This window comes from Micromonospora pallida, from assembly GCF_900090325.1.
GTDB lineage: Bacteria > Actinomycetota > Actinomycetes > Mycobacteriales > Micromonosporaceae > Micromonospora > Micromonospora pallida.
In genome coordinates, this window is the sequence record NZ_FMHW01000002.1 from 6,194,607 (window position 1) to 6,221,003 (window position 26,397).

The 26,397-nt window shown below is 71.1% G+C and carries 23 protein-coding genes; 10 read left to right on the forward strand and 13 right to left on the reverse strand.

Annotation, left to right across the window (positions count from 1 at the left end; translation table 11 throughout):
* Positions 1 to 38: 38 nt before the first annotated feature.
* Positions 39 to 671 carry an adenylate kinase family protein gene (locus GA0074692_RS26160; protein ID WP_091648629.1) on the reverse strand — a complete coding sequence of 211 codons (633 nt, stop codon included), beginning with the start codon at positions 669 to 671 and terminating at the stop codon, positions 39 to 41.
* 859 nt (positions 672 to 1,530) lie between these two features.
* Between GA0074692_RS26160 and GA0074692_RS34995 the strand changes: the two genes are divergently transcribed.
* Together GA0074692_RS34995 and GA0074692_RS26170 are read left to right on the forward strand one after the other, a co-directional pair.
* On the forward strand, positions 1,531 to 1,890 hold the full coding sequence (locus GA0074692_RS34995) for a hypothetical protein (protein WP_176738231.1): 360 nt from the start codon (positions 1,531 to 1,533) through the stop codon (positions 1,888 to 1,890).
* 91 nt (positions 1,891 to 1,981) lie between these two features.
* Positions 1,982 to 4,081, forward strand: coding sequence for a bifunctional polysaccharide deacetylase/glycosyltransferase family 2 protein (locus GA0074692_RS26170; protein ID WP_218106807.1), 2,100 nt, complete (start codon positions 1,982 to 1,984; stop codon positions 4,079 to 4,081).
* Between the two features lie 155 nt (positions 4,082 to 4,236).
* On the opposite strand, the gene GA0074692_RS26175 is transcribed toward GA0074692_RS26170, so the two are convergent.
* The 3 genes from GA0074692_RS26175 to GA0074692_RS26185 form a co-directional block, all read right to left on the reverse strand.
* A complete protein-coding gene (locus GA0074692_RS26175) occupies positions 4,237 to 5,283 on the reverse strand; it encodes a glycoside hydrolase family 6 protein (RefSeq protein ID WP_245730468.1) in 1,047 nt (348 codons plus the stop codon).
* Between the two features lie 67 nt (positions 5,284 to 5,350).
* The gene (locus GA0074692_RS26180) at positions 5,351 to 6,358 is read right to left on the reverse strand and encodes a nitronate monooxygenase (RefSeq protein WP_091648635.1); all 1,008 of its coding nucleotides are present in this window, start codon (positions 6,356 to 6,358) and stop codon (positions 5,351 to 5,353) included.
* A gap of 53 nt (positions 6,359 to 6,411) precedes the next feature.
* A complete protein-coding gene (locus GA0074692_RS26185; RefSeq protein ID WP_245730469.1) occupies positions 6,412 to 8,379 on the reverse strand; it encodes a potassium transporter Kup in 1,968 nt (655 codons plus the stop codon).
* Between the two features lie 332 nt (positions 8,380 to 8,711).
* On the opposite strand from GA0074692_RS26185, the gene GA0074692_RS26190 reads away from it, so the two are divergent.
* From GA0074692_RS26190 to GA0074692_RS26200, 3 genes are all read left to right on the forward strand, one after another.
* A complete protein-coding gene (locus tag GA0074692_RS26190; RefSeq protein WP_091648642.1) occupies positions 8,712 to 11,267 on the forward strand; it encodes a sensor histidine kinase in 2,556 nt (851 codons plus the stop codon).
* Positions 11,264 to 11,947 carry a response regulator gene (locus tag GA0074692_RS26195; protein WP_091648644.1) on the forward strand — a complete coding sequence of 228 codons (684 nt, stop codon included), beginning with the start codon at positions 11,264 to 11,266 and terminating at the stop codon, positions 11,945 to 11,947. Before GA0074692_RS26190 ends, GA0074692_RS26195 begins: the two co-directional genes overlap by 4 nt.
* 115 nt (positions 11,948 to 12,062) lie before the next feature.
* Entirely contained in the window at positions 12,063 to 14,126 is a 2,064-nt protein-coding gene (locus GA0074692_RS26200) for an APC family permease (protein WP_245730470.1), read from the forward strand.
* Between the two features lie 37 nt (positions 14,127 to 14,163).
* Here the strand turns inward: GA0074692_RS26200 and GA0074692_RS26205 are convergent, their stop codons facing one another.
* The 4 genes from GA0074692_RS26205 to GA0074692_RS26220 form a co-directional block, all read right to left on the reverse strand.
* Positions 14,164 to 14,961, reverse strand: a complete 798-nt coding sequence (locus GA0074692_RS26205; protein ID WP_091648647.1) for an ABC transporter permease — start codon at positions 14,959 to 14,961, stop codon at positions 14,164 to 14,166.
* Positions 14,958 to 15,842: an ABC transporter ATP-binding protein gene (locus GA0074692_RS26210; protein ID WP_091648650.1), complete on the reverse strand. Its 885-nt coding sequence runs from the start codon at positions 15,840 to 15,842 to the stop codon at positions 14,958 to 14,960. The genes GA0074692_RS26205 and GA0074692_RS26210 overlap by 4 nt, the downstream gene beginning before the upstream one ends.
* Positions 15,839 to 16,705 carry a DUF4097 family beta strand repeat-containing protein gene (locus GA0074692_RS26215; protein ID WP_091648653.1) on the reverse strand — a complete coding sequence of 289 codons (867 nt, stop codon included), beginning with the start codon at positions 16,703 to 16,705 and terminating at the stop codon, positions 15,839 to 15,841. Before GA0074692_RS26215 ends, GA0074692_RS26210 begins: the two co-directional genes overlap by 4 nt.
* A gap of 67 nt (positions 16,706 to 16,772) precedes the next feature.
* On the reverse strand, positions 16,773 to 17,294 hold the full coding sequence (locus tag GA0074692_RS26220) for a toxin-antitoxin system HicB family antitoxin (protein WP_091648657.1): 522 nt from the start codon (positions 17,292 to 17,294) through the stop codon (positions 16,773 to 16,775).
* Between the two features lie 216 nt (positions 17,295 to 17,510).
* Between GA0074692_RS26220 and GA0074692_RS26225 the strand changes: the two genes are divergently transcribed.
* The gene (locus tag GA0074692_RS26225; protein WP_091648661.1) at positions 17,511 to 17,801 is read left to right on the forward strand and encodes a hypothetical protein; all 291 of its coding nucleotides are present in this window, start codon (positions 17,511 to 17,513) and stop codon (positions 17,799 to 17,801) included.
* Here the strand turns inward: GA0074692_RS26225 and rarD are convergent.
* The 4 genes from rarD to GA0074692_RS26245 all read right to left on the reverse strand — a co-directional run bounded on the left by rarD (position 17,789) and on the right by GA0074692_RS26245 (position 21,935).
* Entirely contained in the window at positions 17,789 to 18,706 is a 918-nt protein-coding gene (rarD, locus tag GA0074692_RS26230) for an EamA family transporter RarD (protein WP_176738580.1), read from the reverse strand. The two genes, GA0074692_RS26225 and rarD, sit on opposite strands and share 13 nt — an antisense overlap.
* A 128-nt stretch (positions 18,707 to 18,834) precedes the next feature.
* Positions 18,835 to 20,487, reverse strand: coding sequence for a ribosomal protection-like ABC-F family protein (gene abc-f, locus GA0074692_RS26235; RefSeq protein ID WP_091648667.1), 1,653 nt, complete (start codon positions 20,485 to 20,487; stop codon positions 18,835 to 18,837).
* A gap of 417 nt (positions 20,488 to 20,904) precedes the next feature.
* Positions 20,905 to 21,099 (reverse strand): DUF397 domain-containing protein, encoded by a 195-nt coding sequence (locus GA0074692_RS26240; RefSeq protein ID WP_091648670.1) that lies wholly within the window; start codon positions 21,097 to 21,099, stop codon positions 20,905 to 20,907.
* A gap of 8 nt (positions 21,100 to 21,107) precedes the next feature.
* The gene (locus tag GA0074692_RS26245) at positions 21,108 to 21,935 is read right to left on the reverse strand and encodes a helix-turn-helix domain-containing protein (RefSeq protein ID WP_091648674.1); all 828 of its coding nucleotides are present in this window, start codon (positions 21,933 to 21,935) and stop codon (positions 21,108 to 21,110) included.
* 129 nt (positions 21,936 to 22,064) lie between these two features.
* Between GA0074692_RS26245 and GA0074692_RS34270 the strand changes: the two genes are divergently transcribed.
* The 4 genes from GA0074692_RS34270 to GA0074692_RS26255 are packed head-to-tail and all read left to right on the forward strand — an operon-like array spanning position 22,065 to position 22,960.
* A complete protein-coding gene (locus GA0074692_RS34270) occupies positions 22,065 to 22,289 on the forward strand; it encodes a hypothetical protein (RefSeq protein ID WP_141725414.1) in 225 nt (74 codons plus the stop codon).
* The gene (locus tag GA0074692_RS35000; protein ID WP_176738581.1) at positions 22,286 to 22,453 is read left to right on the forward strand and encodes a hypothetical protein; all 168 of its coding nucleotides are present in this window, start codon (positions 22,286 to 22,288) and stop codon (positions 22,451 to 22,453) included. The genes GA0074692_RS34270 and GA0074692_RS35000 overlap by 4 nt, the downstream gene beginning before the upstream one ends.
* The gene (locus GA0074692_RS26250) at positions 22,450 to 22,743 is read left to right on the forward strand and encodes a hypothetical protein (RefSeq protein WP_245730751.1); all 294 of its coding nucleotides are present in this window, start codon (positions 22,450 to 22,452) and stop codon (positions 22,741 to 22,743) included. The genes GA0074692_RS35000 and GA0074692_RS26250 overlap by 4 nt, the downstream gene beginning before the upstream one ends.
* Positions 22,744 to 22,747: 4 nt before the next feature.
* A complete protein-coding gene (locus GA0074692_RS26255) occupies positions 22,748 to 22,960 on the forward strand; it encodes a helix-hairpin-helix domain-containing protein (RefSeq protein ID WP_091648679.1) in 213 nt (70 codons plus the stop codon).
* A gap of 81 nt (positions 22,961 to 23,041) precedes the next feature.
* Here the strand turns inward: GA0074692_RS26255 and GA0074692_RS26260 are convergent, their stop codons facing one another.
* Positions 23,042 to 26,305, reverse strand: coding sequence for a hypothetical protein (locus GA0074692_RS26260; RefSeq protein ID WP_245730471.1), 3,264 nt, complete (start codon positions 26,303 to 26,305; stop codon positions 23,042 to 23,044).
* Between the last annotated feature and the right edge of the window lie 92 nt (positions 26,306 to 26,397).

Genomic DNA, 26,397 nt, shown 5'->3' on the forward strand with positions numbered 1-26,397 from the left:
AGCCGGTCCCGGTCCCGGCGGGCGAGCGCGCCACTGGGTCAAGCGAGTGCCCTGGCAGTGATCTCCGCCGGTGTGCGGGTCGCGTCGATGGAGATCAGCTTGCCGAGTGAGCCGTAGTGGTCGAGCGTGACTGCCGCGGCTGGTCGGTAGGACTGTAGGCCTGCGGTGATGCGCTCGGGGCTGTCGTCGTAGCGCTGGAACAGTTCGCCTCCGCAGCGGTCGCAGACATCGGGGCGTGCCGGGGCGGCGAACTCGGTGTGCCAGAGTCGGCCGCAGCCACGGCATGTACGGCGACCGGCCAGCCGGCGCAGGACCTCGGCGTCGGGCAGGACGAGGTCGATCGCCCGGTCGACGGGTGTGCCGAGGTCGGACAACACGGCGTCGAGCGCCACGGCGGTGACGGGGTGGTTGGGGAAGCCGTCGAGGACAAAGCCAGCGACGACGTCGGGCTGGGTGAGACGGTCGCGGATCATGGACAGGAGTACGTGGTCCGGCACGAGTTCACCGGCGTTCATGTGCTGCAGGGCCTGGAGCGCGGCCGGGGCGCTCGCCCGAATCCCGGCTTGCAAGACGTCCAACAGCCTGATGGAGGGAACGCCGAGATGGGCGGCGATGGTGCCGGCGATGGTCTCCCGGTCGGAGCCGGGTGGTCCGAGAACGGCCAGGCGCATCGGCGCAGCCTATCGCCGCCGTAGCTCGGGTATCGGCGTGTCTGGTGTGTTCGGGCAGGTCCGCGGGGCCTCCGCCCCGCCTGCGGCTTTGCTGGCCGGTTGTCCGGCGACCCCCCGCTTTCTCGTTGCCGGACTGGACAACGCCTGTTCACCTTCCGGTGCCGCCTACTGTGCGGTAGGACCGCGATGGTGTGGGGTGGCGTGCTTACCTGGCCTGGCCTTTCGGTGGAGGCATGTACTGACGAGTGCAGTGGGCGCTCGTTTACCGTGCAAGGAGACCGAACCGTGCCTGCCCCTCGATCGAGGCGCCGATACAGCGGATGGGGAGCAGCCATTTCGATGGCGAACGCCCTCTCCGCGTCGGCGCTCGTTGCCCAGCCTCCTGCTGCGGCGGCCGAAAGCCCCTTCCCCGCGTCGGACGTCCCGTCGCAGATCTCGATGCTGTACGGCCCGGAGGGGTCCGGACCGGTGTCGATGCAGCGACGGCTACCTCGACTGGGAGTCGCCCGATCCGTACTTCACCAACTTCGCGGCTCGTACCAACGTTCCCCCGAACGGCCCGGCGTACTTCGGTGCCGCCAGCGGCCGGCCGACCGCGCGACGCAGGTCACCAAGGCCAAGGCACAGCTCGAGGAGACCGAGGTCACGCTGGCGACAGCCAAGTCCGCTCATGCGGAGGCCGTCGCTCAGGTGACCGCGGCCTGCCGGTAAAACCGCAGGTGCCGGGGCCGTCCACGCCAACCCGGCGCTGGACGGCCCCGGCCGACAGACGCGTCCGGTGCGCTCCGACCCCCGCAAGGGGCGGGCGGACCCGTACGGGAGGAGAAGGCGAACCATTCCCGCAACTACACTCCCGCGAGTGGACGAAACCGCCCTCTTTCCCGTCATACCCGAGCCACCCCCGGTCTTCGTCGACCCGAGCGGGCGGCGGCGGCGGTGGCTGCGCCGTCTCGCGTACGGCTTCGGTGTGCTCGGCGTCGGCTACACGCTGATGGTGGGGGTGAGTTTCGCCGGCGGTCCGGCGCGTCCCGAGACCATCGTGCCGTTCGTCGAGGCCACCGTGAGCCCGACCTGGCAGCCACCGCCCACCCTCCTGCCCGATTCGCCGTCGCCCGATTTGCCGTCGAACGATTCGCCGTCGACCGAGCCGCTGCAGGCCGAGCCAGAGAATCCGGGTCCTGAGTCGCCGGACCTGACCGAGCAGCCGGCCGGTGGGTAACCGCCGTGGCGTGCGGCCGGACGGCCGTTTCCGGCATGCCCGCCGGCCGTACCGGCGCATCGTGCCGCGTCCCAGTTGGCGGGTGCTCGCGATGGTGTTCGTGCTGCTCGGAGGGCTGCTCTTCATCGAGGCGTACGCCAACGCCGCCTTCGTGCCCGATCACAAGGCCACCCCGCAGGGCCAGGGCGAGGTGCCCGTCGAGGTACGCACCGGCGGCCCCATCCTCAACGTCGGCGCGGACGGACGTACCCAGTCGCACCGCCTGCCGCCCCGGACCCTGGCGCTGACCTTCGACGACGGACCGGATCCGCGCTGGACGCCGGAGGTGCTCCGGGTGCTGGCCCGGCACGAGGTGCCGGCCACCTTCTTCGTCGTGGGCACGCAGGTCGTCCGGCATCCCGAGCTGGCCAGGACGATGGTGGCGGCCGGACACGAACTCGGCGTGCACACGTTCACTCACGCCAACCTCGCCGACCTCCCCGCCTGGCAACGTCGACTGGAGTACGAGCAGACCCAGATGGCGATCGCCAGCGCCACCGGGGTCCGGACCTCCCTGCTGCGCTTCCCGTACTCGTCCCGAGCGGACGCGTACAAGGACGGTGACTGGCCGCTGCTGCGGCAGGCCGGTGAGCTGGGCTACCTCACGGTGGTCAACGACGTCGACAGCCGGGACTGGGCGAAACCCAGCATCGAGACGATGATTGCGAACGTCACGCCGCTGGGCTACGCGGGAGCTGTCTCGCTGTGGCACGACGCCGGTGGCGACCGGTCGGGTACGGTCGCCGCCCTCGACCGGTACATCCCGCTGATGAAGTCGCGCGGTTACCGCTTCACCACGGTGACCGGCGGGCTGAACCTCACGTTGGCCGACGCGGGCGTCGTGGTGGCGGGCCACACCCCGGTCGGGTTCGGTGAGCGGTGGCGTGGTGACGTGCTGGCGCTGGCGGTGCGTAGTGCCGACGCCATGTTCAGCTTCTTCGGTGTGCTCTTCGTGGTCGTCGGGGTGCTCACCCTCGGGCGTACCCTCCTGCTGTTCCTGCTCGCCCTGCGGCACGCGAGGCGGCGTCGGCGGCACAACTGGTCGTGGGGTCCGCCGGTGACCGAACCGGTCTCGGTGGTCGTCCCGGCGTACAACGAGAAGGAGGGCATCGCTGCGGCGGTGCGGTCCCTGGCGGGCGGCGACCATCCCGGCGGGATCGAGGTCGTCGTGGTCGACGACGGATCCACCGACGGCACCGCCGACATCGCCGAGGCCCTGCGGCTGCCGAACGTACGGGTGGTGCGCAAGCCGAACGGGGGCAAGCCGAGCGCGTTGAACACCGGCGTCGCGTTGGCCCGGTTCAACCTGATCGTCATGGTGGACGGGGACACCATCTTCGAGGAGGACTCGGTCCGGCGACTGGTCCAGCCGTTCGCCGACCCTCGCGTGGGAGCCGTGGCCGGCAACGTCAAGGTGGGCAATCGCGGCAGCCTGATCGCCAAGTGGCAGCACATCGAGTACGTCATCGGATTCAACCTGGACCGCCGTCTGTACGAGACACTGCGGTGCATGCCCACCGTGCCGGGCGCGATCGGCGCGTTCCGCCGACAGGCGCTCAACCAGGTGGGCGGGATGACCGACGAGACGCTGGCCGAGGACACCGACATCACCATGGCGCTGGGCCGGGCCGGCTGGCACGTCGTGTACGAGGAGACGGCCCGGGCGTGGACCGAGGCGCCGACCACCCTCGGGCAGCTGTGGAAGCAGCGGTACCGCTGGAGCTACGGCACCATCCAGGCGATGTGGAAGCACGCGCGCTCGGTCTTCGACCGGGGCGACTCGGGCCGGTTCAGCCGGCGCTGCCTGGGCTTCCTCGCGCTGTACGGGGTGCTGCTGCCGCTTGGCGCGCCGGTGATCGACCTGCTCGCCGTGTACGGCCTGATCTTCCTCGACCGGACGGAGACCGTCCTGGCCTGGCTGGCGATGCTCGGTCTACAGTTCGTCACCGCGATTACCGCGTTCCGACTGGACCGGGAGAAGCTCGGCGTGCTCTGGGTGCTTCCGCTGCAGCAGTTCGCCTACCGGCAGTTGATGTACGTGGTGCTGCTCCAGTCGGTGGTCACCGCGTTGACCGGTGGCCGGCTGGGCTGGCAGAAGCTGCGCCGGACCGGGCTCGCGCCGCCGAGCCTGGCAGGGCCGGTTTCGAAGTAAGGTTCCGTGCCGCCTGACTTGGGCTGATGTCCCGGGTCAGGTGGCCGCGTCGCGGCGGATCCCGGGTCAGCGGGCCACGTTGCGGCGGATCCAGGGTCAGCGGGCCACGTTGCGGCGAGTCCCGGTCAGGCGGCCGCGTCGCGGCGGGTCCCGGGTCAGCGGGCCGCGTTGCGGGCGAGCGCGAGAGCGTACTCGGGCCACCAGACGCCGCGCTCGGGCTCGCCGGGGCGGCAGGCGCCGTCGGACTCGCCCGGGTACTTGATCCAGAGCAGCGCGTCGACCCGGTCGAGGCCGGGAGCGTCGGTGGGTTCCTCGCCGAGCGCCCGGCCCGGCGGGTTGCACCAGCTCGGTGCGCCCTTCACGGTGGCGCTGGCGACCGGGCCGGTGCCGTTGCGGCTCGTGTCGATGACGAACCGGACATCGCCGCCGAGGGCGTCGGACAATTGCTGGCCGTAGCGGACGTTGTCCGGCGTACGGACGAAGTTGGCGACGTTGAGCGCGAAGCCGTCGGCGTCGTCGATGCCGGCCTGGCGCAGGGTCGTGGCCAGTGCTGCGGTGTCGCTGATCCAGCCCGGGTGCCCGGCGTCCAGGTAGACCCGGGCCGCGCCGGTGCTCTTGAGTACGGCGACCGCGTCACGCAGCAGCAGAAGCCGTTCCGTACGGTTGCGGACGCACCGACCCACGGCGTCCGGGACCGCGCCGGGTTCGAGGACCACGGAAACCGGCCGGCCCTTGATCCCGCCGGCCAGGTCCCGGATCCAGCGCTGGTACTCCTGGCCGGTCGCGGCTCCCCCGGAGTCGGAGTCCTGCCGGCCGCAGTCCCGGTCCGGCACGTTGTGGATGACCAGGACCGGAATCTGGCCCGCGACCGTCGCCTGGGTCAGGTAGGCGTCGACCTCCTCGCGAACCGGGGCATCGCCGCCGACCAGCCACTTCGCGCTCGGGCGGGCGCTGATCCGGCGGAGTGTCTCCGCGTCGGCGGTCCGGCCGGCGTTCTTCCACCGGTCGACCTGCTGAGCGGCCTCGCTGTCCGGGTCCACGTAGTAGACCGGCGGCGGCGGGGGCGGCGAGAACGGCGCGGAGTTGTCGACACCACCTTCCGGAGCGCCGCCGCCACAGCCCACCAGAATCGCGGTTAGTACGAACCCGGCCGGCACGAGGGCCCAGCGAGGGCGCCCGGTGCGGTAGACGGTGCGAGCCACGGCGGTCAGGCTACCGGTGCCCGCCGCGTTGCTGAGCACCGCCGGACGGCCGCCATCGGCTCCGGCGCTACGGGACGAGCGCGGTCAGCAGGTCAGCGGCCTTGCCGGTGCGCGCCTGCCGGTGGCCGGTGCCGGCCCACAGGTGGAGGTGGTCGCGGTCGTCGTGGTCGGCGGCCCACCGTCGCAGTGGTGCGGTGATGTGGTGGATGGCGGGGTAGCCGGCCGGTGCGGCCGGCTCGTACCGGCTGCTGAAGGCGTTGCTGACGCCACGGGCGATCCGGCCGGTGAAGGCACGCATGGGCACGGTGGTGGACGAGGGGTCGGCGATCGCGCGGCGGTGCGTCGGTCGGGTGCCCGCCTCGTCGGCGAGCAGGAGTGCCGTGCCGACCTGCGCGGCCTCCGCTCCCGCCCGGAGCACCCCGGCGACCTGCGCGGATGTGGCGAGGCCGCCGGCGGCGATTACGGGGAGACCGGTGACCGCCCGGATGCCGCGTACGAGATCGGGCAAGGGCTCCCCGCCCGGCGCGCGGTGCTGGTCGAAGACGCCACGGTGACCACCGGCCTCCGCCGACTGCACGACCAGGCCGTCCGGTGCCAGGTCCGTGGCGAGTTGGGCCTCCTGCTGGCTCGTCACGGTGATCAGCAGACGGGTGCCGGCTCGTCGTAGGCGCGTAACGGTGTCGACGTCCGGCAGCCCGAAGGTGAAGCTCACCCAGGGCACCGGGCTAGCGGCCAGCAGGTCCACCTTCGCGTGCCAGTAGTCGTCGTCCGCCCAGCGTGCGGCGCCCAACTCGACGCCGAGCCGCTCGGCCGTCGGCGCGATCAGATCGCGGTACGTGAGCACCCGGCTGCGGTCCACCGGTCCACGGTCGGGGACGAACAGGTTGACCCCGAAGGCGTCCGTGCCGGCGCGTACCGCCGTCATGTCGGCCGCGAGCTGTTCGGGGGTGCGGTAGCCGGCCGGCAGGAAGCCCAGCGAACCCGCCCGCGCGGCCTCCGCCACGAGTCGAGGGGTCGACGGTCCTCCCGCCATCGGCGCGGCGATCACCGGCAGCGAGCAGAGATCCAGGTCCATGACACCATCTTCTCCGCCATCCGGAGCCGACACCCGTGCTCCAGGAGAGCTTCCTACACCTCGATGCGGGAGCCCATGATCACCGTCCGGTCGCGGGGCAGGCCGAAGTGTTCGGCGGCGTCGGCGGTGAGGTAGGACGTGGCGACGAACAGCCGCTTGCGCCAGAGCGGCATCGTCGGCAGGGGACCTGGCCGGAGTTCGACCTTCGACAGGAAGTACGACGCCTGGTCCAGCCCCATCCGGCCCTCGGTGGCGGCCGGGTCGACCTTCCGGAGCACCTCGGGCACGTTCGGGTTCTCGAGGTAGCCGAAGCGGGCCGTGACGTGGACGATCCCGTCGTCGGCGTAACCGAGATCGTCGACGACGATGCGCTGGTCGGCGGGGACGCGGGGCACTGGTTCGGTCAGGATCGACAGGATCAGGACGTGTTCGTGGCGTACGTGGTTGTGCTCGACGTTGGCGCGCATGGCCAGCGGCGCGGTCTGCTTGCCCGGGTTGAGGAAGACCGCCGTGCCCGCGACGCACCGTACGTTCTGCGGGTTGTCGCGTAGTTCCTCGACGAAGTCGTGCAGTGACCCCTCGCGGCGCTGTCGCTCGGCGGCGACGATCTGGCGACCACGCTGCCAGGTGGTCATGACGGTGAACGCGGTCAGGCCGATGAGCAGCGGCAGCCACGCCCCGTGGATCAGCTTGGTCGTGTTGGCCGCGACGAACAACAGGTCCACCACCAGCAGCGGGACAGCGCCGAGGGCGAGCAGCCATGGCCGGACGCGCCACCTCCAGTGACTGATGTAGAAGAAGATCAGGGTGCTGATGGTGATCGTCGCGGTCACCGCCATGCCGAACGCGTACGCCAGGGCCGCTGAACTCCGGAAGGCGAACACCAGGGTGAGCACCGAAACCATCAGCAGCCAGTTGATCCACGGTACGTAGACCTGGCCGATCACGGATGCGGAGGTGTGCGTGACGCGCAGCCGAGGCAGGTAGCCCAGCTTGGCGGCCTGCGACGCGACCGAGTACGCGCCGGTGATCACCGCCTGGGAGGCGATCACCGTCGCCGCGGTGGCCAACCCGACCAGCGGTAGCCGTCCCCAGTCGGGCACGAGGCGGAAGAACAGTCCGCTGACGTTCGCCGGGTCCCGCAGGATGAGTGCTCCCTGACCCAGATAGCTCAGTACGCAGGCCGGGAACACCAGGACCAGCCAGGCCCGGGTGATCGACCGGCGACCGAAGTGCCCCATGTCCGCGTACAGTGCCTCCGCACCGGTCACCGCGAGCACGATCGCGGCCAGGGCGAAGAACGCCACACCGAAGTGACCGGCCAGGAACTCGAGCGCGTAGGTCGGCGACAGCGCTCGGAGGATGTCCGGGTGCTGCGTGATGCCAGCCACGCCGCACGCGGATATGGTCACGAACCAGATGATCATGACGGGGCCGAAGAGCCGACCGACGGCGCTGGTTCCCCGTCGCTGCACCAGAAACAGCAGCACGATGATCACCGCGGTGATCGGCACGACGAGTCCGGCCAGCGACGGTTCGACGACCTTCAGCCCTTCCACCGCGGACAGCACCGAGATCGCCGGGGTGATCATGCTGTCGCCGAAGAACAGCGCGGCGCCGAAGATGCCCAGGGCGGCAAGTGCCGGAGCGGCCCGGCCGCGTTCCGCAGCCGACCGCCGCAGCAGGGTGATCAGCGCCATGATGCCGCCCTCGCCCTGGTTGTCGGCGCGCATCGCCAGCAGCACGTAGGTGACGGTGACAATGATCATCACCGACCAGAACACCAGCGAGACGACTCCGAACACGACCCCCGGGCTGATCGGGACGGGGTGTGGGTCGCCCGGATTGAACACGGTCTGCATGGTGTAGATCGGGCTGGTGCCGATGTCACCGAACACCACTCCGAGTGCGCCCACCACGAGCGGGACCGGCACGGGCGCGTCGACGCGCGGATTGCGGACCGCCAGGGACCGCGACGCGGTCTCACTGTCCCGCCCGCGCGGTCCCTGCGCGTCCGTCACGACGAACCTTCCTTCGACGTATCGGTGTGGTCGTCGCATTTTCCCAGCACATCGGGGCGCTCGCCGCCGTGTTGGACAGACCGTCAGGGCCGTCGGCCGCCGGTCTGCCGTACCCAGCGGTGACCGGGGTCACCCGATCGAGGGGCAGCGTGAAGAAGGCGTTAAGAATCGCCGGCTCGCCGTGATGGTCGCGTTATGGCCCCTGTCGTCGCCGGGGCGGATGGCGTTGTGATTGCTCGGCGCGGCCGACAGGTGGCTGGGACGCTGGCACCGTCCCGGCGCGGCACCCGTCGCCCGACCCGCCGGTCACGCTGTGGAGAGGATTTCCTGCTGTGCCACGAGGGGAACTGCGCGTCTACCTCGGTGCCGCACCCGGCGTCGGCAAGACCTACGCCATGCTCGAGGAGGCGCGGCGCCGCGCCGAGCGCGGCACGGACGTGGTGATCGGACTCGTCGAGACCCACGGCCGCAGGCACACCGCCGCCATGATCGGCGGACTGGACATCGTCCCCCGCCGCACGATCACCTGTCGGGGCACTGAGCTCACCGAGATGGACCTCGACGCGGTCCTGGCCCGCGCCCCCGAGGTTGCCCTGGTCGACGAACTCGCCCACACCAACGTGCCCGGCTCGCGCAACGACAAGCGTTGGCAGGACATCCAGGAACTCCTCGACGCCGGGATCACCGTGCTCACCACGGTCAACATCCAGCACCTGGAATCGCTCAACGACGTCGTCGCCCAGATCACCGGCACCACCCAACACGAAACCGTCCCCGACCAGGTCGTCCGCGCCGCCGAACAGGTCGAGATCGTCGACATGACCCCCGAGGCGCTTCGCCGACGGATGGCACACGGCAACATCTACCGCCCCGACCGGATCGACGCGGCGCTCGGCAACTACTTCCGGGTCGGCAACCTCACCGCCCTGCGCGAGCTGGCCCTGCTCTGGCTCGCCGACAAGGTCGACGAGCAACTCGACGCGTACCGGACCCAGCAGGGCATCACCGCGACCTGGGAGGCCCGCGAGCGGGTGGTCGTGGCGCTCACCGGCGGACCCGAGGGAGAGACCCTGGTCCGGCGCGCGGCCCGGATCGCCGCCCGCAGCAAGGGCACCGACCTCCTTGCGGTGCACGTCGCCCGCAGCGACGGCCTCGCTGGCACCGACCCGGCGCAACTCGCCCGACAACGGGTGCTGGTGGAGAGCCTCGGCGGCACCTACCACCAGGTCCTCGGCACCGACATCCCGGCCGCCCTGCTCGACTTCGCCCGTGGCGTCAACGCCACCCAGTTGGTGCTCGGCGCCAGCCGTCGCGGTCGCTTCGCGCAGATCCTCTCCCGCGGCGTCGGCGTCACCACCACCGCCCGGTCCGGTCCTATCGACGTCCACCTGGTCACCCACGCCGAGGCCGGACGCGGCCGGCGTACGGTGGGAGTGCCGGCAGCGCTGTCCCGCCGCCGGCGGCTGCTCGGATACGGGTTCGCGCTGCTCGGTATGCCGCTGCTCACCCTGCTGCTGGCGGCGCTGCCCGACCTCACCTTGGCCAACGACATTCTGATCTTCCTCGCCGCCATCGTCGGCGTCGCCCTGGTCGGTGGGCTGTGGCCCGCGCTGCTCGCCGCGCTGGGCGGGTCCCTGCTGCTGAACTGGTTCTTCACCCCACCGTTCCGCACCCTGACCATCGCCGAAGGGGACAGCCTGCTCGCCCTGGGCGTCTTCGTCGGCGTCGCCGTCGCGGTCAGTTGGGTCGTCGACGTCGCCGCCCGGCGCACCCGGGAGGCCGCCCGCGCATCCGCCGACGCGCAGACCCTCGCCGCAGTCGCCGGCAACGTCCTGCGCGGGCAGCGCCCCCTGCCGGCGCTGCTGGAACAGCTCCAGGAGACCTTCGCACTGCGTGCGGTCAGCGTCCTGGAACTGGCCGCCGAGGCTGCCGGACGCCCCGGCCGGGACCGGGAGGAGGACGCCTGGCGAGTCGTCGCCAGTGTCGGCGAGGCGCCAGCCGGCAGCCCGAGCGCAGGCGAAACGGCGGTACCCGTCGACGAACGTCTCACCGTCGTGCTCTCCGGCCGACGGCTGGAGGCCGCCGACCGTCGCATCGTCGAGGCGTTCGCCGCACAGGCCGCCGTCGCGCTCCGGCAGGAACGCCTCGCCGAGGAGGCCGCCGCCGCCCGGCCCCTGGCGGAGGCCGACCGGATGCGCACCGCGCTGCTCGCCGCCGTCAGCCATGACCTGCGCACCCCCCTCGCCTCGGCCAAAGCCGCCGTGTCCAGCCTGCGTAGCCGCGACGTCGACTTCGACGCCGAGGACCGGGACGAACTGCTGGCCACCGCCGACGAGTCCCTCGACCGGCTCGGCCGGCTGGTGGCCAATCTGCTCGACATGAGCCGCCTGCAGGCCGGCGCCCTCGGTGTCCACCCCATCCCCATCGGCCTGGAGGATGTCGTACCCCGGGCCCTGGACGAACTCGGCCCGCAGGCCGCCGACGTCACCACCGACATCCCCGCCGACCTGCCGGCGGCCACCGCCGACCCGGGCCTGCTGGAGCGGGTCCTGGTCAACCTCGTCGCGAACGCCCTGCGCTACAGCCCACCCGGGCGACCGCCCACCATCACCGCCAGCGCCCACTCCGGCCAGGTCGAACTACGCGTCGTCGACACCGGCCCCGGCATCGCCGAGGACCAGTGGGAGCGGGTGTTCCTGCCGTTCCAGCGCCTCGGCGACCGCGACAACACCACCGGCGTCGGCCTCGGCCTCGCCCTGTCCCGCGGTCTCGCCGAAGCGATGGGCGGCAGCATCACCCCCGAGACCACCCCTGGCGGAGGACTCACCATGGTGCTGCGGCTGCCCGCCACCACACCGACCGAACCCACGGAGGGCCCGCAGGAATGAACCGGATCCTCGTCGTCGACGACGAACCCCAGATCCTGCGCGCCCTGCGCATCAACCTGCGCGCCCGCGGCTACGACGTCGACGTGGCCGCCACCGGCACCGCCGCGCTCAAGGCCGCCGCCAGTCACCCACCCGACCTCGTGGTGCTCGACCTCGGTCTGCCCGACGTCGACGGCGTCGACGTCATCCAAGGGCTCCGTGGCTGGACCACCGTCCCCATCATCGTGCTCTCCGGCCGCGCCGGCAGCGACGACAAGGTCACCGCCCTCGACGCCGGCGCCGACGACTACGTCACCAAACCCTTCGGCGTCGACGAACTCCTCGCCCGCATCCGCGCCGTCACCCGCCGGCACATGACAGGCGCCGACGCGGCCAGCCCCACCGCACGGCTCGGCTGGCACACCGTCGACCTCGCCGCCCACACCGTCACCCGCGACGACGGCACCGAGATCAAACTGACCCCCACCCAGTGGGGCGTCCTCGAAACACTGCTCCGCAACCCCGGCAAGCTGATCAGCCAGCGCCAGCTCCTCCATGACGTCTGGGGCCCGGGGTACGAGACCGAGACCAGCTACCTGCGCCAGTACATGGCCCAGCTACGCCGCAAGCTCGAACCCGACCCGGCCCGGCCCCGCCACCTCATCACCGAACCCGGCATGGGCTACCGCTACCAGCCATGAAACGGCAGGACAACGTGGGCATTCTCGTAGGAACGATCTTCCTCACCGTGGCCGCCGGTGCGGGTCTGCTGAACCGGACCCCACCGCGCCGCCCCCTCCGACGGGGGCGACAGGCATGAGCGGCGGACGGTCGCGTCGTGCCACCAGACGCGGTGCGGCGAGCGGGAGCGTGAACGGCGACGGGCGACTGCCCGGCGCGGCCCGGCCGGAGGTGCCGGAGTGCGTCGACACGCCGTCCGTCGGCACCCCGGTGTCGAGCCCACTGGCGCAGTGGCTGCTGCGGCACCGGGTGCAGGTGGCGGGACCGGAGACCGACGAGTCGCACGCCGCCCCGCACCCGTGGTGGAAGGTGATGTGCCTGACCGGCGTGGACTACTTCTCCACCCTGTCCTACCTGCCGGGCATCGCCGCGCTGGCCGCCGGAGCGCTGTCCCCGCTGGCGACCCTGCTGATCGTGGCGCTGACCCTGTTCGGGGTGCTGCCCATGTACCGGCGGGTGGCCCGGGAGAGCCCGCACGGGCAGGGCTCGGTGGCCATGCTGGAGCGCCTGCTGCCGTTCTGGAAAGGCAAGATATTCGTCCTGGTGCTGCTCGGGTTCGTGGCCACCTCGTGGATCATCACGATCACCCTGTCGTCCGCCGATGCCACCGTGCACCTGCTGGAGAACCCGATCCTGCCCGACGGCTTCCCGCACGGCACCACCGCCGCGGTGGCGGTCACCGTCGTGTTGCTGCTCGTCCTGGGCGGGGTGTTCCTGCTCGGCTTCAGCGAGGCCGTCGGCGTGGCGATTCCCCTGGTCGCGGTGTTCCTGTTGCTCAACGCGGTGGTCGTGGCCATCGGCATGGTCGAGGTGATGCGAAACCCCGGCCTGCTCGCGGGATGGACCGACGCGTTGACCACCGGTACCGACGGGATCGGCGACATCATCGGCCCCGCGGTGCTGGCCTTCCCGCTGTTGGTGCTCGGCCTGTCCGGCTTCGAGACGGGGGTGAGCATGATGCCCCTGGTTCGGGGAGACGGGCCGGACGCCCAGGCCCGGCTCGCCGCCCGGATCCGCAACACCCGCAAGCTGCTGACCGCCGCCGCGCTGGTCATGTCGGCCTACCTGGTCTGCACCACCCTGGTCACCACGGTGCTGATTCCCGCCGACGAGTTCCAACCCGGCGGCGCGGCCAATGGCCGGGCACTGGCCTACGTCGCCCACGAGTACCTGGGAGAGGCATTCGGCACCGTCTACGACATCAGCAGCGTGCTGATCCTGTGGTTCGCCGGTGCCTCCGCGATGGCCGGACTGATCAACATCGTGCCCCGCTACCTGCCCTCGTACGGCATGGCACCGGAGTGGGGCCGGGCCGTACGCCCCGTCGTCATCGTCTACACCCTCATCAGCATCGCCATCACCATCACGTTCCGGGCCGACGTCGACGCCCAGGCCGGCGCCTACGCCACGGGCATCCTCGCCATGATGGTCTCCGGGGCGGTCGCGGTGACCATCTCCGCGCTACGCCGTCGGCAACGCGCCGCCACCGCCGGGTTCGCGCTGCTCAGTGTGGTCCTGCTGTACGCGCTGGCCGAGAACGTCATCGAGAAACCCGACGGCCTCGCGATCTCCGGCCTGTTCGTCGCCGGCATCATTGCCGTGTCCCTGGTGTCCCGCGTCTCCCGCACCACCGAACTACGCGCCGAACGCATCGAGTTCGACGAGCCGGCGCGGCGATTCGTCGCCGACTCGATCGAGTACGACGGACGGCTGGACATCATCGCCCACCGTCCCGAGGTGTGCACCGGCGCCGAGTACCGGGCCAAGGAACGCGCGCAGCGCGGCATGAACCCGGTGCCCGGTGCGGCGGACGTGCTCTTCCTCGAGATCGAGGTCATCGACCCGTCGGATTTCAGCGACGTCCTACGGGTGCAGGGCGTCGACGTGGACGGGCACCGGGTCCTGCGTACGCAGAGCCCGGCCGCGCCGAACGCCATCGCCGCCGTCCTGCTCGCCCTGCGCGACGCCACCGGTGTGCGCCCGCACGCGCATTTCGAGTGGTCCGAAGGCAGCCCCATCGCCCACCTCATGCGTTACCTCATCCTCGGTCGCGGTGACACCCCACCGGTCGTGCGCGAGATCCTCCGCAAGGCGGAACGGGACCCGGCACGCCGACCCGGCATCCACGTCGGCGGCTGATCCCCCGGCCGGCGTCATGTCGCCTCCGCTGCTCAGGTCAACGGACGGACTTACGTACGTAGAGGGCGCGGGCCCAGGCGTAGCCAGCGGCGATCATGACGACGCACCAGGCGAGGGCGAGCCAGCCCGGCCGACCGGGGGTGGTTCCGGCGAGCAGCGCGCGGGCGGTCTCGATGAAGGCCGTGAACGGTTGCCAGTCGGCGAACCACCGCAGCCCGGCCGGCATGGATTCGGTGGGGACGAAACCGCTGCCGAGGAAGGGCAGCAGGGTGAAGATCATCGGGGTGTTGCTGGCGGTCTCCACCGTCTCCGCGCTCATACCCATGGCGATGGCGACCCAGGAGACCGCGAAGCAGACCAGGCCGAGGAAGGCGGTGAGGGCGAGCCAGTCGAGCGGGCCGGCAGCCGGGCGCAGGCCCATGAGGAGGGCGACGCCGAGGACGAAGGCGAGGCAGATGATGCCCTGGATGGTGTTGCCGAGCACGTGTCCGGTGAGCACGGCGGCGCGGGAGATCGCCATCGACCGGAACCGGGCGACGATGCCCTCGGTCATGTCCTGGGCCACCCCGATGGAGGCGCCGGACGCGATGCCGGCGACACCGATGAGCAGGATGCCGGGTACGACGTAGGCGAGATAGTCCTGGGTTGCGTTGGCGGCGCCGGCACCCGGCAGGCCGGCGCCGAGGGTGTTGCCGAAGACGTAGACGAACAGCAGGAGCAGGACGACCGGGACACCGACGACGAAGCCGGTGAGTCCGGGATAGCGGATCATGTGGAGCAGGTTGCGGTGGAGCATGGTCACCGAGTCGGAGACGGTGGTGGTCACGGTGCTCATGCGTTCTCCCTGGTCGGGGTGGTAGTGGCCTCGGTGAGCGCGAAGAAGACGTCGTCGAGGCTGGGCGCGCGCACGCTGACGTTGGCGGAACGGACGTCGCCGATGCCGGCCAGGGCGTGGCGGAGCCCGTCGGCGGTGCCGTCGGTGGGGATCTCGCGAACGGGTGCTCCGTCCGGGCCGTGGACGATGAGCACCTCGGATCCGACGCGGGCCTTGAGTTCGGCCGGGGATCCCTCGCCGACGAGGCGTCCACGGTGCAGGACGGCGACGCGGTCGGCGACCCGGTCGGCCTCCTCGAGGTACTGGGTGGTGAGCAGGATGGTGACCCCGTCGGCGAGGAGTTCGCGGACGATGTCCCACATCGTCTGACGGCTGCGCGGATCGAGTCCGGTGGTCGGCTCGTCGAGGAAGATGACCTTCGGACTGCCGACGAGGGTCATGGCAAGGTCCAGCCGACGTTTCATCCCGCCGGAGTAGGTGGCGAGCGGTTTACGGGCGGCCTCCACGAGGTCGAACCGTTCCAGCAGCTCGGTCACCCGGCGGCGGCCGGTGCGTGGACCGAGATGGCGCAGCCTGGCCATGAGCCGGAGGTTCTCCTCGCCGGTCAGCAGTCCGTCCACGGCGGCGAACTGGCCGGTCAGGCCGATCGCGGCGCGGACGCCGTCGGGATCGCGGGCCAGGTCGTGCCCGGCGATCATGGCCGTGCCGGCGTCCGGAGCGACGAGGGTCGAGAGGATGTGTACGGTCGTGGTCTTGCCGGCGCCGTTCGGGCCGAGCAGGGCGTACACGGTGCCGGCGGCGATGGTCAGGTCGATGCCGTCCAGGACGGTCTGGTCGCCGTAGGTCTTGCGTAGTCCGACGGCGGTGATGGCGCTGTTCATGGCGTCGTTTCCCTTCTCGGTGCGTCGGGAGCGCGTCGGATGACGACGTCGGCGTGGTTCGCGCGTAGCCGTAGCTCGACGTGCCGGCCGGTGTTCGCGGCGTCGGGGTCGGGAGTGAGGTCGTTGCGGACGCGGCCGTGGGTGGAGGCGGCGTCGATCCAGGCAGCGACGCCAGCCGGTACACCGACCTCCACGTTGGCGTGGCCGTTCTCGAGCCGGATCGTTCCGCCGCTCACCTCACGGACCCGGATCGGGCCGTGGGCGCTGCGCGCGGCCACGTTGCCGAGGGCGCGGCCGATGGTGAGGGGACCGGAGGTGGCCGCCTCCACGTCGCCTCCGGCGGTGTCGAGTTCGATCGTGCCGTGGGAACCGCGGAGCCGGGTGTCGCCCCCGACCCGACCGATGCGCACCAGACCGTGGCCGACGGTGGCGTCGAGCCGGCCGGTCACCTCGGTGATGTCGACCGTGCCGAAGGGGGCTTCGAGGAGCAGGCCGTCGACCGTGTCGGCGTTGACGTTGCCGTACTTCGCGGTGATGCGGCAGTCCCCGAACCTGCCGCGGACACCGACCGAGCCGTAGGCGGTCTCGACCGCGATCCGCGACCCGGTGGGCAGCTCGCATCGGACGTCCACCGAGCCGCTCGGGCCGAACAGTTTGAGCCGGCGCGGCGCAGTGATCCGGAGCCGGCCGCTGTCGAGCGAGACCACGACGTCGCGGGCGAGCGAGACGTCGCCGGAGCGGCCGGGCTTGCTGGGCGAGACCTCGACGGAGACGTCGTCGCGGTCCGAGGCGATCAGCTCGACGTAGCCGACGCTGAGATGGACGTCGACGTCTATCGGGCCGGAGACGTCATAAGTGGGCACAGTTGACCTCCGCAGGGCGTGCCGGGTCAGTCCCGCCGCGCGGCGGGACGACGAAGTGGGACGGGGACTAGCGGGCCCAGCCGGTGAAGTTGTCTCCGCCACGCGTCTCGCGCTTCGCTGCGCGGCGGATCTTCGGTTCGAGTGCGGTGCTGATCGCGCGGACGAGCCAGGAGTTCACCGACAGCCCGTCCTCGGCCGCGGCCTCCTCGACGCGGGCCTTGAGGCGGTCGGGCAGCCGGAGCGTGGTGCGGGACGTGACGGTGTCGTCGTGCGGCTCGGCCGGGACCACCGCGTCCTGGGGTACGGCGGCCATTCCCGTGGTGCTCTCCGAGAAGAACGCCGACTCTGCCGGCCGCGTGACCAGGAGGTGCGGATCGCGGCCCCGTAAGACGACGTCGACCGAGCCGGGCGCGATCTCCCTGGTGATCTCACTTGCGGCGTCGCTGAGCACCTCGAGCACCATCAACCGTGCTGCGGCCTCGAGCGCGAGACTGAGCCGCTCAGCGAGGGCCTGCGCGTCGGCGTCGCCAGCCCCTGCTGTGGCCGCAAGTTGTGCGCGAAGCTCCGTGACATACCGCTCAAGGTCCATGACACCATGATGGTGTCGGAGTGGTGTCACGTCAAGGCTATTTGACGCCACATCGTGTCAAGGTCATGACACGGCCCGGCCCGGCTACGCCGACTTCGCCCTCGAACCTGCGGTTGCGCGGGCTGCGCGACCCGCAGTGGGAACGCCTACGCCGACCGTCCAGAAGCGGTCTGTGGCGTGCCATTAGCGTTCAGTCAGGACAGGAAGGAGGCGCCCATGGCTCGGATGCTCATTGCTGACTCCTTCACGGTTCCTCGGGTGGGCCTCGTGGTCGCCGGGCGCCCGGAGTTGGGGGACATCCGCGAGGGCGATCTCCTCTGGCTGAACGAGGGCGAGGTGCGGCACAAGGTGACCGTGCGCGGTATCCGGCACCTCTGCGCCAGGTCTCTCGACCCACGGGTTGCGCCGGCGGGCGTCAACGCCTCCCTGGTCCTCGATGGCGTACCCGAGGGCATGGAGCTGCCCGGCCTCTGGCTGTCGTCCGGAGCGCAACCCTACTCAGGATGACGAGCATGGCTTGGCGGCTGCTGCCGGGCGGCGTTGCGTGCGGGTTCGACGGCGAGCAGCACGAGCGCGAGGGCGATCGGGCCGTAGACGAGAGCGTCTGACGGCGTCGCCCGTTCCCCGAGCAGAACGATCGAGACTGCCACGAGCAGGACGGGTTCGAGGTAGGTGAGCAGGCCGAAGAGACCGAACGGGAGGAGGCGGCTGGCCGCCAGATAGAGGACGAGCGCCACGCCGCTGACGATGCCGAGAAGCACGACCTTGAGGAGGAGGGACGGAGTTTCCACGAGCGTCGTGATCGTGGACTCCGCCGTCACGAACCACACCGCGACAGGTACGAGGACGGCGAGTTCGAGGCACAACGCACCGCTGGTGTCCAGTCGCCAGCGTCTACGGAGCGTGAAGTAGAGCGGGTACCCGAGGGCCACCACGAGCGTGACCCAGGACAGTCCGCCGTTGGCGATCAGCGCAGCGAGCACTCCGACGGCAGCGGCCGCCACCGCCGCACCTCGCAGGAACGAGAGTCCTTCGCGGTGGACGAGGATGCCGACGACGACCATGACCAGGGGCAGCAACAGGTAACCGAGGGCGGCATCGAGGCCGTGTCCGGACTGCGGTGCCCAACCGAACAGCCAAACCTGCACCCCCAGCAGGAGCCCGTTGAGGGGGACCGCGAGGACGAGCGTGGGTCTGCGTCGGACACGCGCGGTTACGTCCACGACGTCCCGCCACTGTCCGGTGGCCATGAAGATCGCGGCGACGACCGGGAGCGTCAGGATCACCCGCGCGCCGAACACCTCGTTTCCGCTCAGCGGCGCAAGCAACGGCGGAAGGAAGAACAGGACCCCGAAGAGCACCGACGCCACGACCGAGGCGAGTACGCCACGGCTCGCCGTACTTGTGGTCACCGGCTGCTCGTTGCTAGCCGTACGGGTCGTCACTTCCACCGCTCCTCCACCCACTCCGCCGCGCGACCCTCCAGACGGGCCTGTCGCCGACAGGCCCGTCAGTCCGTCCTCCCCGAGATTCAGAACACCTACCTGATCTCGCCTGGTGCGCCGGCAGGTGGGGGGACCTCGCGCAGTTGGCCGCCGTCGAGGCGCAGCCACTGCTGCACGCCGATGGCGGTGAGGAACCGTTCGTCGTGGCTGACCACCACGAACGCACCCCGGTACGCGGTGAGGGCGCTCTCCAACTGGCCCACGCTGACCAGGTCGAGGTTGTTCGTGGGTTCGTCGAGCAGCAGCAGGTTAGGCGCCGGCTGGGCGTAGAGGACGCAGGCCAGGGTGGCGCGCAGTCGTTCGCCACCGGAGAGCACGCCGATCGGGAGGTGCGCGCGGGTGCCGCGGAACAGGAAGCGGGCCAACAGGTTCATCCGTTCGGCGTCAGGCCGGTCGGGGGCGTACGCGGCGAAGTTCTCGGCGACCGTCCGGTCCAGATCCAGCAGGTCCAGGCGTTGCGAGAGGTAGGCGAAGCGGCCCTCGGCGCGTCGTACCTGCCCGGTGTCCGGGTCGAGGTCACCGTGCAGCAGACGCAGCAGAGTGGACTTGCCGGCACCGTTGGGCCCGGTCAGCGCGATCCGCTCGGGCCCCCGGATGGTCAGGTCGACACCGTCGCCGGTGAAGACGGGCCGGCCGCCGTGGTGGATCTGCATCCGTTCCGCAGCGACGACGGTGCGGCCGGTGGGAACGGTCGTGTCGGGCAGGTCCAGGGTGAGGATCTGCTCGTCGCGGAGTGACCGGCTGGCTTCGTCGAGCCGCGCCTTGGCCTCGCTGACCCGGTTGGCGTGCGCCTGCCGTGCCCGGCCGGCCGATTCCTGGGCGCTGCGCTTGAGCCCACCGGCGACGATCCGGGCCAGGCCGGCGTTGCCGAGGTTGCGGGCGGCATTGCTGGCCCGCCGCTCGGCCCGCTCCCGGGCCTGCTGCATCTCCCGCTTCTCCCGCTTCACCTCCTGCTCGGCGCTGCGCACAGTACGCTCTGCCGCTTCGCGCGCCGTCCGGGTCGTTTCCTCGTACGCGGTGAAGTTCCCGCCGAACAGGTGCACCCCGTCATGGTCGAGTTCGGCGATGCGGTCCATCCGGTCCAGCAGGAGCCGGTCGTGGCTGACCAGTAGCAGGCACCCGGGCCAGTCCGCCAGTACCGCGTACAGCCGGTGCCGGGCGTCGATGTCGAGGTTGTTGGTCGGTTCGTCCAGCAGCAGCACGTCAGGACGCTTGAGTAGCTGGGCCGCCAGGCCGAGGGAGACCACCTGCCCGCCGCTGAGAGTGTGCAGGTGCCGGTCCAACGCCACGTCACCGAGGCCCAGCCGGTCGAGTTCGGCCCGGCTGCGCTCCTCGACGTCCCAGTCGTCCCCGACGGCAGTGAAGTGCTCCTCCGCCGGGTCGCCCGCCTCGATGGCCCGCAGTGCCGTGAGTGCCGCGTCGATACCGAGCACCTCGGCGACGGTCAGGTCACCGGCGAGGGGGAGGTTCTGTGGCAGATAGCCGAGCACGCCACCGACCGTCACGGTGCCCCCGGTCGGGGTGAGGTCGCCGGCGATCAGACGGAGCAGGGTGGTCTTGCCGGCACCGTTCGGTGCCACCAGGCCGGTACGGCCGGGCGGCACGGTGAAGGACAGGTCGGCGAAGACCGGGGTGTCGTCCGGCCAGGAGAAGGACAGATTCGTACAGATGACGCAGGCGTCGGGCATCGAGAGACCTCGGGGAGAAGCCGGGAACGCGACAGGGCGCCCCGGTCGGGCAGACGGGAGCATGACGAGACAGACCGCCCGGGCATTGGTTGGCGGGCGGTGGGGTCGCTCACCCCGAGATGTCGTCGTCCCCCGTCACCATGATCCGCTCCCTGGTTTCCTCGCTGCGGTCTCCGCCGCCCCGCCAGCCTAGCAACCGTGGGATCTGTCGGTACGGTGCGAGCGCCGCCGGGTGCTCCTTTCGCTCAGCCCTTCGGGCCGCAGGCCGCAGATAGCCCCCTCCCAGCCTGCACGGCTGGAGGGGCTTTTTCTGGCTGGCCATATGCGGCTGGCCTGGCCGCTGCCCGGAAGCGAAGTGCCCCGGTTCCCGAGATGGAAGCCGGGGCAGTTTCCTACCGCTATGCCTACGCCATGTAGTTAGCTGGCCTTGAGGGAGTTGACGAAGCTGCGCCAGCCCTGCGAGGTGAAGGCGAGGGTCGGGCCGCTCTGGTCCTTGCTGTCGCGGACGGCGACCCCGTCGCGGAGGTCCGCCACCTCGACACATGCGCCGCCGTTGCCGTCGCTGCGGGTGGACTTCCGCCACGCCACGCCGGTGAGGTCTGGGGTCGTCATGTCAACCTCTACTTGATCTCGTCTGCCATACGCAGGATGAGCTTGCGGGACTCTGCCGGTCCCAGGGCCGCAGCTCTCAAGCGGTCCCACAGGCGATTGTAGGCCCGGAGGGCGTCCGGGCTGTCGAGGTAATCAGCGTCGGTGAACGTCTCCAGGTAGATGACGTCTGATGCCACCTCCTCCCCGAACCGGAGGACGATGAAATTATATGAGGAAATCACATAAGTCTCAGCATCCATCGGAAAGACCTGGATTGTGACGTTGGGGCGGTTGGCGATCTTGGCTATATGGGATAGTTGCTCCCGCATCGTTGCCTTGTCGCCCAACCTCCGCCGTAGCGCTGACTCGCTCAGGATGAGATTCAGCTCCGGCCCGTCCGGGCGATCGATGACCTTTTGTCGTTCGAGGCGTACTGCGGTCTGCCGGTCTACGTCCTCCCCGTCGATGATCGCCCGGATGTACGGCTCGGTCTGGAGGATGCCGGGGATGACCTCGGCCTGGTACCAGCGGATTTCGGTCGCGTCGGCCTCCAAGTCGAGGTACTGCCGGAACCAGTCCGGCACCACGTTCCGGTATCCGCTCCACCGTCCCCGCTGTCGTCCCGCCCGAGCGAGGTCCCGTAGCGGCTCGGCTTCCTCCCCGGTCACCCCGTAGAAGTCGAGCAGCAGCTTCAGGTCCGTGAGCCGGATGCCGGACTGGCCCAGCTCAAGCCGGCTGACCTTGCTGGGAGCTGAGTCGATGACCTCTGCGGCCTCGTCCTGGGTCTTCCCTGCCGCCTCTCGGGCTCGCTTGAGGGCATTGCCGAGGCGGCGCCTCTGGATCGTCGGGGTCACCATGCGGCGAGTATCCCGCCTGACTGTCCGTCAGCACGGCGACACGCCATGAGTTCCCAAACCAGGAGTGCTACCCGTAGCATCGATTCTGGACTCCTAAATTAAAAGACTGAATCGATCTCGGGAGGTTCGATGGCTCGGCATGCGAAGGACCCGACGTACTCCGGTCTGTTCTGGAAGTTCTGGCCGTTCAAACGCCGTCGCCGTACGCCCCCGCTCGACTGCGTGGGGCCGGCTACCGCCTACCCCGAGCGGGCCGGGGCGTACCGGGCGGTGGGGGTTGCTCGGGTGGTCTACCCGCCGGAACCGCCGCTGTTGACCCTTGCGGGGACGCGTCGGGCGGGGCCGTGGTCGTGAATGAGTGGCGCGAGGTGCCGTTCCTGGTGGAGATGTCCTGGGCGGTGATCGACTACCACCGCATCCAGCGGTGCCGGCGGTGCCATCCGGACGGCTGGTGTCCTCGGGTGGCGGTGGCGCGTGCCCGGATCCTGGCCTGGCGTCGGGTGAACCAACGGTGGTGAGCCCGCTCCGGGCCGGCGACCTGCTCCACATCACCCGCGCGGCCAGCGTCCAGTTCGTCACACCGATCGCGTTCCGCCTCATCCGCGTCCTCGACCTGCCGACGTTCGACGGATGGCTGTGGCTCGACGGGTACCAGGTGGACAAGAAGGGTGATGCGGTCGCCCGGCGGGAGATCTTCGTCCAGCGAGCCGGGCTTCGGAAGCTGCCCCCTTCCATCCCTGCGCCTTGGCCGGTAAGCCGCGGACGCCCTTCGCGGACCGGTGGTGGCACGGCGGCAGGACTATCGTGATCGCGTGAGTACCCGCGACGTGCCGGCGCAGATCGGTGACCTGCCCCCGATCGGGCGGCCCGCCAACAGCGCCCTGCTTGCGGCCGGCGTCACGACGCTCGCACAGGTCGCCGCCCACAGCCGCCGCGACCTACTGGCCATGCACGGGGTCGGGCCGAAGGCGGTCAGCATTCTGGCCGACGCGTTGGCCGAGCGTGGCCTCGCCTTTGCCGGCTGAGGTCTGCTTTACCGGCTGACGGCTGACGGCTGACGGCTGACGGCTGCCGCGCCGGGTGATCGTGGACCTCCGGTCGACCCGTCAGCTCATCTGGACGGCGTAGGCCTCCTCGCGTACGTCGGGGTCCGGGTGCCGGCGCAGCTCGATCAGCAGGTCCCGCCACGGCGTCTGCCATCCGAAGCTGGCCCCGTGCCGGACCAGTGCCACCGCGAACAGCCCGCTGGCCAGGTCACCGCGCCCCGCCAGCCGCGCGACGGTGTCGGCGAGGGCCGCCGATTCGGGCCACTCGCGGAGCCCGCGCAGGCGGGCGCCGACGCGTTCGGCGGTACGGACCGCGAGGACGGGCCGGCCCGCGCAGCGTCCGGCGACCTCGTCCAGGTTGTCCAGCCGGCCGAGATCGACCAACAGCCCGGTGGCGGTGCCGGCGAAGGCGGGGTGACCGGCCAGCCACCTCGCCGACTCGACCAGCGCGGTCCGGTCGGCACTGGCCGGCCGGCCCTTGGAGCGGACGATCGCGCCGCGTACGAGGAGGTCGATCCGGCGTCGGGCCGGGCGGTCGGCAGCCGGGTGGCCGGGGTGGTCGTCGTTCGCGTCGCACTCCACCAGTCGGGCCAGCGCGGCGCCGAGCACCGCGTCGCCGCCGGCCCTGAGCAGGTTGGCGACACCGATGGACACCAGCGTTTCGTCGAGGTCGGTGAGCCGCTCCACGACCATTTCGGTGACCCCGGCCAGCCACGGCGACCACTCCCCGAGCTGACCGAACGCGGCCCGCCGGACCTCCCGGTCGGCAGCCCGACAGGCCTCGACGACGAGCGCGGCGTAACGCGGTCGGTGCCGCTCCGGGATCGTGTACGGGTACACGTTCAAAACCGCGCGTCGTTCCTCCCGGCTGCCGTCGACCGCAGTCCGCAGGATGGTCCAGCTCGTCTCGCTCTGCAACCGCTGCCGGGCGGCGGAGACGATCGCCGCGCGCACGTCGCGGTGCGCGTCCGGGTTCGTGTACGCGTCGAGCAGGGTCGCCATCACCTGCGGCGGCCCGTAGCGGGCCAGCAGCCGGGCCGCCTCCTTGCGGCTCATGATCTTCACGGGACCGGCCAGCACCTCGGCGAGCACGTCGGCCAGCCGGGACGGTGGAACGTGCCGGGCCGCCCGGCCGGCCGCGTACAGCGCGACCCGCGCCCGGTCGCCGTCGGCGTACCGGAGCAGCACCGGCAGCGCCTCGTCCGGCCGGTCGGTCCAGACCAGCGCGCCCAACGCCGCCTCGGCGATCGCCACCTCGGGGGCATCGAGCTGGCGTAGCACCAGGTCACGGCCCACACCGGGGATGCCGGCAGCGGACCGGACCGCCGCCGCGCGCGGCCACACCCCCTGCCCGGTGTCGGCGATGACCAGCTCCTGTAGCTTCACGAAGCGGGCCTGCTGGCGGGGCAGCCAGCGCTCGGCGCGAAACGCCCAGGCGGGCACCCACTGCGTCCCCGATTCCAGGAACCGGCCGTGCGGGCGGCCAGCGAGCGCCGGGTCGAGCAGGTCGGTGCGGGACGCGCAGATCGTGGCCCACACCTGGTGGATCGTCACCGCCGTCGGGTCGGTCTCGAGCACCTCGGCGACCCGGTCCGCGCGGGTACGCGGGTTGTCGAGCCACAGGCCGATCGCCGTTCGGGCCACCGAGGGCAGGGTGTTCGGGCCGGCTGCCCGCCGCAGCAGCTCCTGGAGCTGTGGCAGCCGCCAGGCCCGCTTGCCGAGCGCGTGGGTGAGCGCGAAGAGCGGGCCGTACCGGCCACGGGCGATGCCGGCCTCGACCCAGCCGCGCAGCCGTTCGAAGACCATCGTCTCCTGCCCCCGGCGCAGCACGGTGTCGAACCGGCGCAGCACCGGCACGCTTGCGCCACTGCTCACCAGGTCGATCGTGAGCAGCGCCCACTCGCGTAGCTGCGGCACGTCGACGTGGTGCCGTAGGACGTCGACGGCGAGCGTGCTCAGCGCTGTCGTGGTGGCAGCGGAGGCGTCGCGGGCGTCGACCGCGTCGGTGGTCAGCTGAGTGAGCCCGGCTGCTGTCTCTGCCGTGAGCAGCGGTGCCACCTTCGCCAGCGCGGTGAGCGCGGCGGCGCGTACCGGATCCTGCTCGTTGCGCAGCCGGCCGAGTCGCACGACAACTTCGGCCACCGCCTGCCGGCTCCGGGAGCGGCGAGCGGCCTCGACCAACAGCACGTAGCCGTGCGCCCGCTCGTCGGCGTCACCGGAGCGCAGCGCGACGTGCAGCGCCGCCGATGCGTCCGGCCAGGCCAGGTACGCACTCCAGTTGAGTACCTCGGTCTCCCGCTCGCGGGTCTTCGCCAGGCCCAGCACCCGCCTCGCCTCACGGATCCGGACCGCAGCCGGCAGCACCTCCATGATCTCGGCGGCCGGCGTCAGCACCTCCGTGTCGACCTCGGCCAGCGCCCGGTCGTACAGCTCCCCGCGCCGGGCCGGCGCGACCGCGTCGAGCAGCGCTGCCAGCGTCCGGCTGTTTTCCCGGAACCGGCTGGCCAGCGGCGCCAGCTCGTCGGTCGGCAGCGTCGCCAACCGGCGCAGCAGGGCCGGCGGCAGCGCGTTCCCCCGCAGCCAGGCCGCGCGACCGGGCGCGGTGAGCAGGCGGACGACGCGACTCGCGTCATGTGCGGCGAGCACCCCGTACGCGTCGAGCGAGCCGGGCAGCGATTCCTCGGGTGCGTACCGTTCGATCAGGTCGAGCGTCTGAGCAGGGTCACACCGCAACACCGCACTGGCGGCCTCGCCCCAGATCCTGCCCCGTAGCTCGGGTGGGGCCCCGGCCAGCCGCTCGCGGACCCGGTCCAGCAACGGGCCGGGATGCCACCGGACCAGCCGCTCGAGGTCGAGCGCATGCTCCAGGTCGGGCAGCAACGCCCGTACCGTGTCGGCGCCGCAGGCCGGCAGCAGCGCGGCGGCCTCCCCGTCACCGAACTGGGCACGGACCTCGCGGATCAACGTGTCGGCGACAGCCGGCGCATGCCGACGGCGCAGCGTGCGATAGACCCGCCGCCGCTCCACCGCCGGCCGGTCGGTGACGTCGCCGATCGGGATGCCGGCGCGCAGCGCCGCAGTGAGCGCGGCGTTCCTGATCGACGGCTGGGGGTCGTGCGCCGCGACGGTGATGCCGTCGCCGTCCCGGGTCACCAACGCGGCGACCAGGGCAAGCCGCCGCTCGTAGGGACCCTGCTCGCGCAGGTCGGCGCAGACCTGGGCCCGGTCGGGCGCGGTGCAGGCCCACTCCGCGAGGCGGTTCGTCCGCTTCCGATATGGCAGCGGATCGAGCGAGGTCAGCAGGCTACGGGTGGCGGCGAGCATGGCGTTCATTGTGCCGACGGGTGCCGTGGGGCGAGATCGAATATCGCCCCACCCGGCGGCCTCGGACGGTCACCACTGGTCGCCGGGCCTGT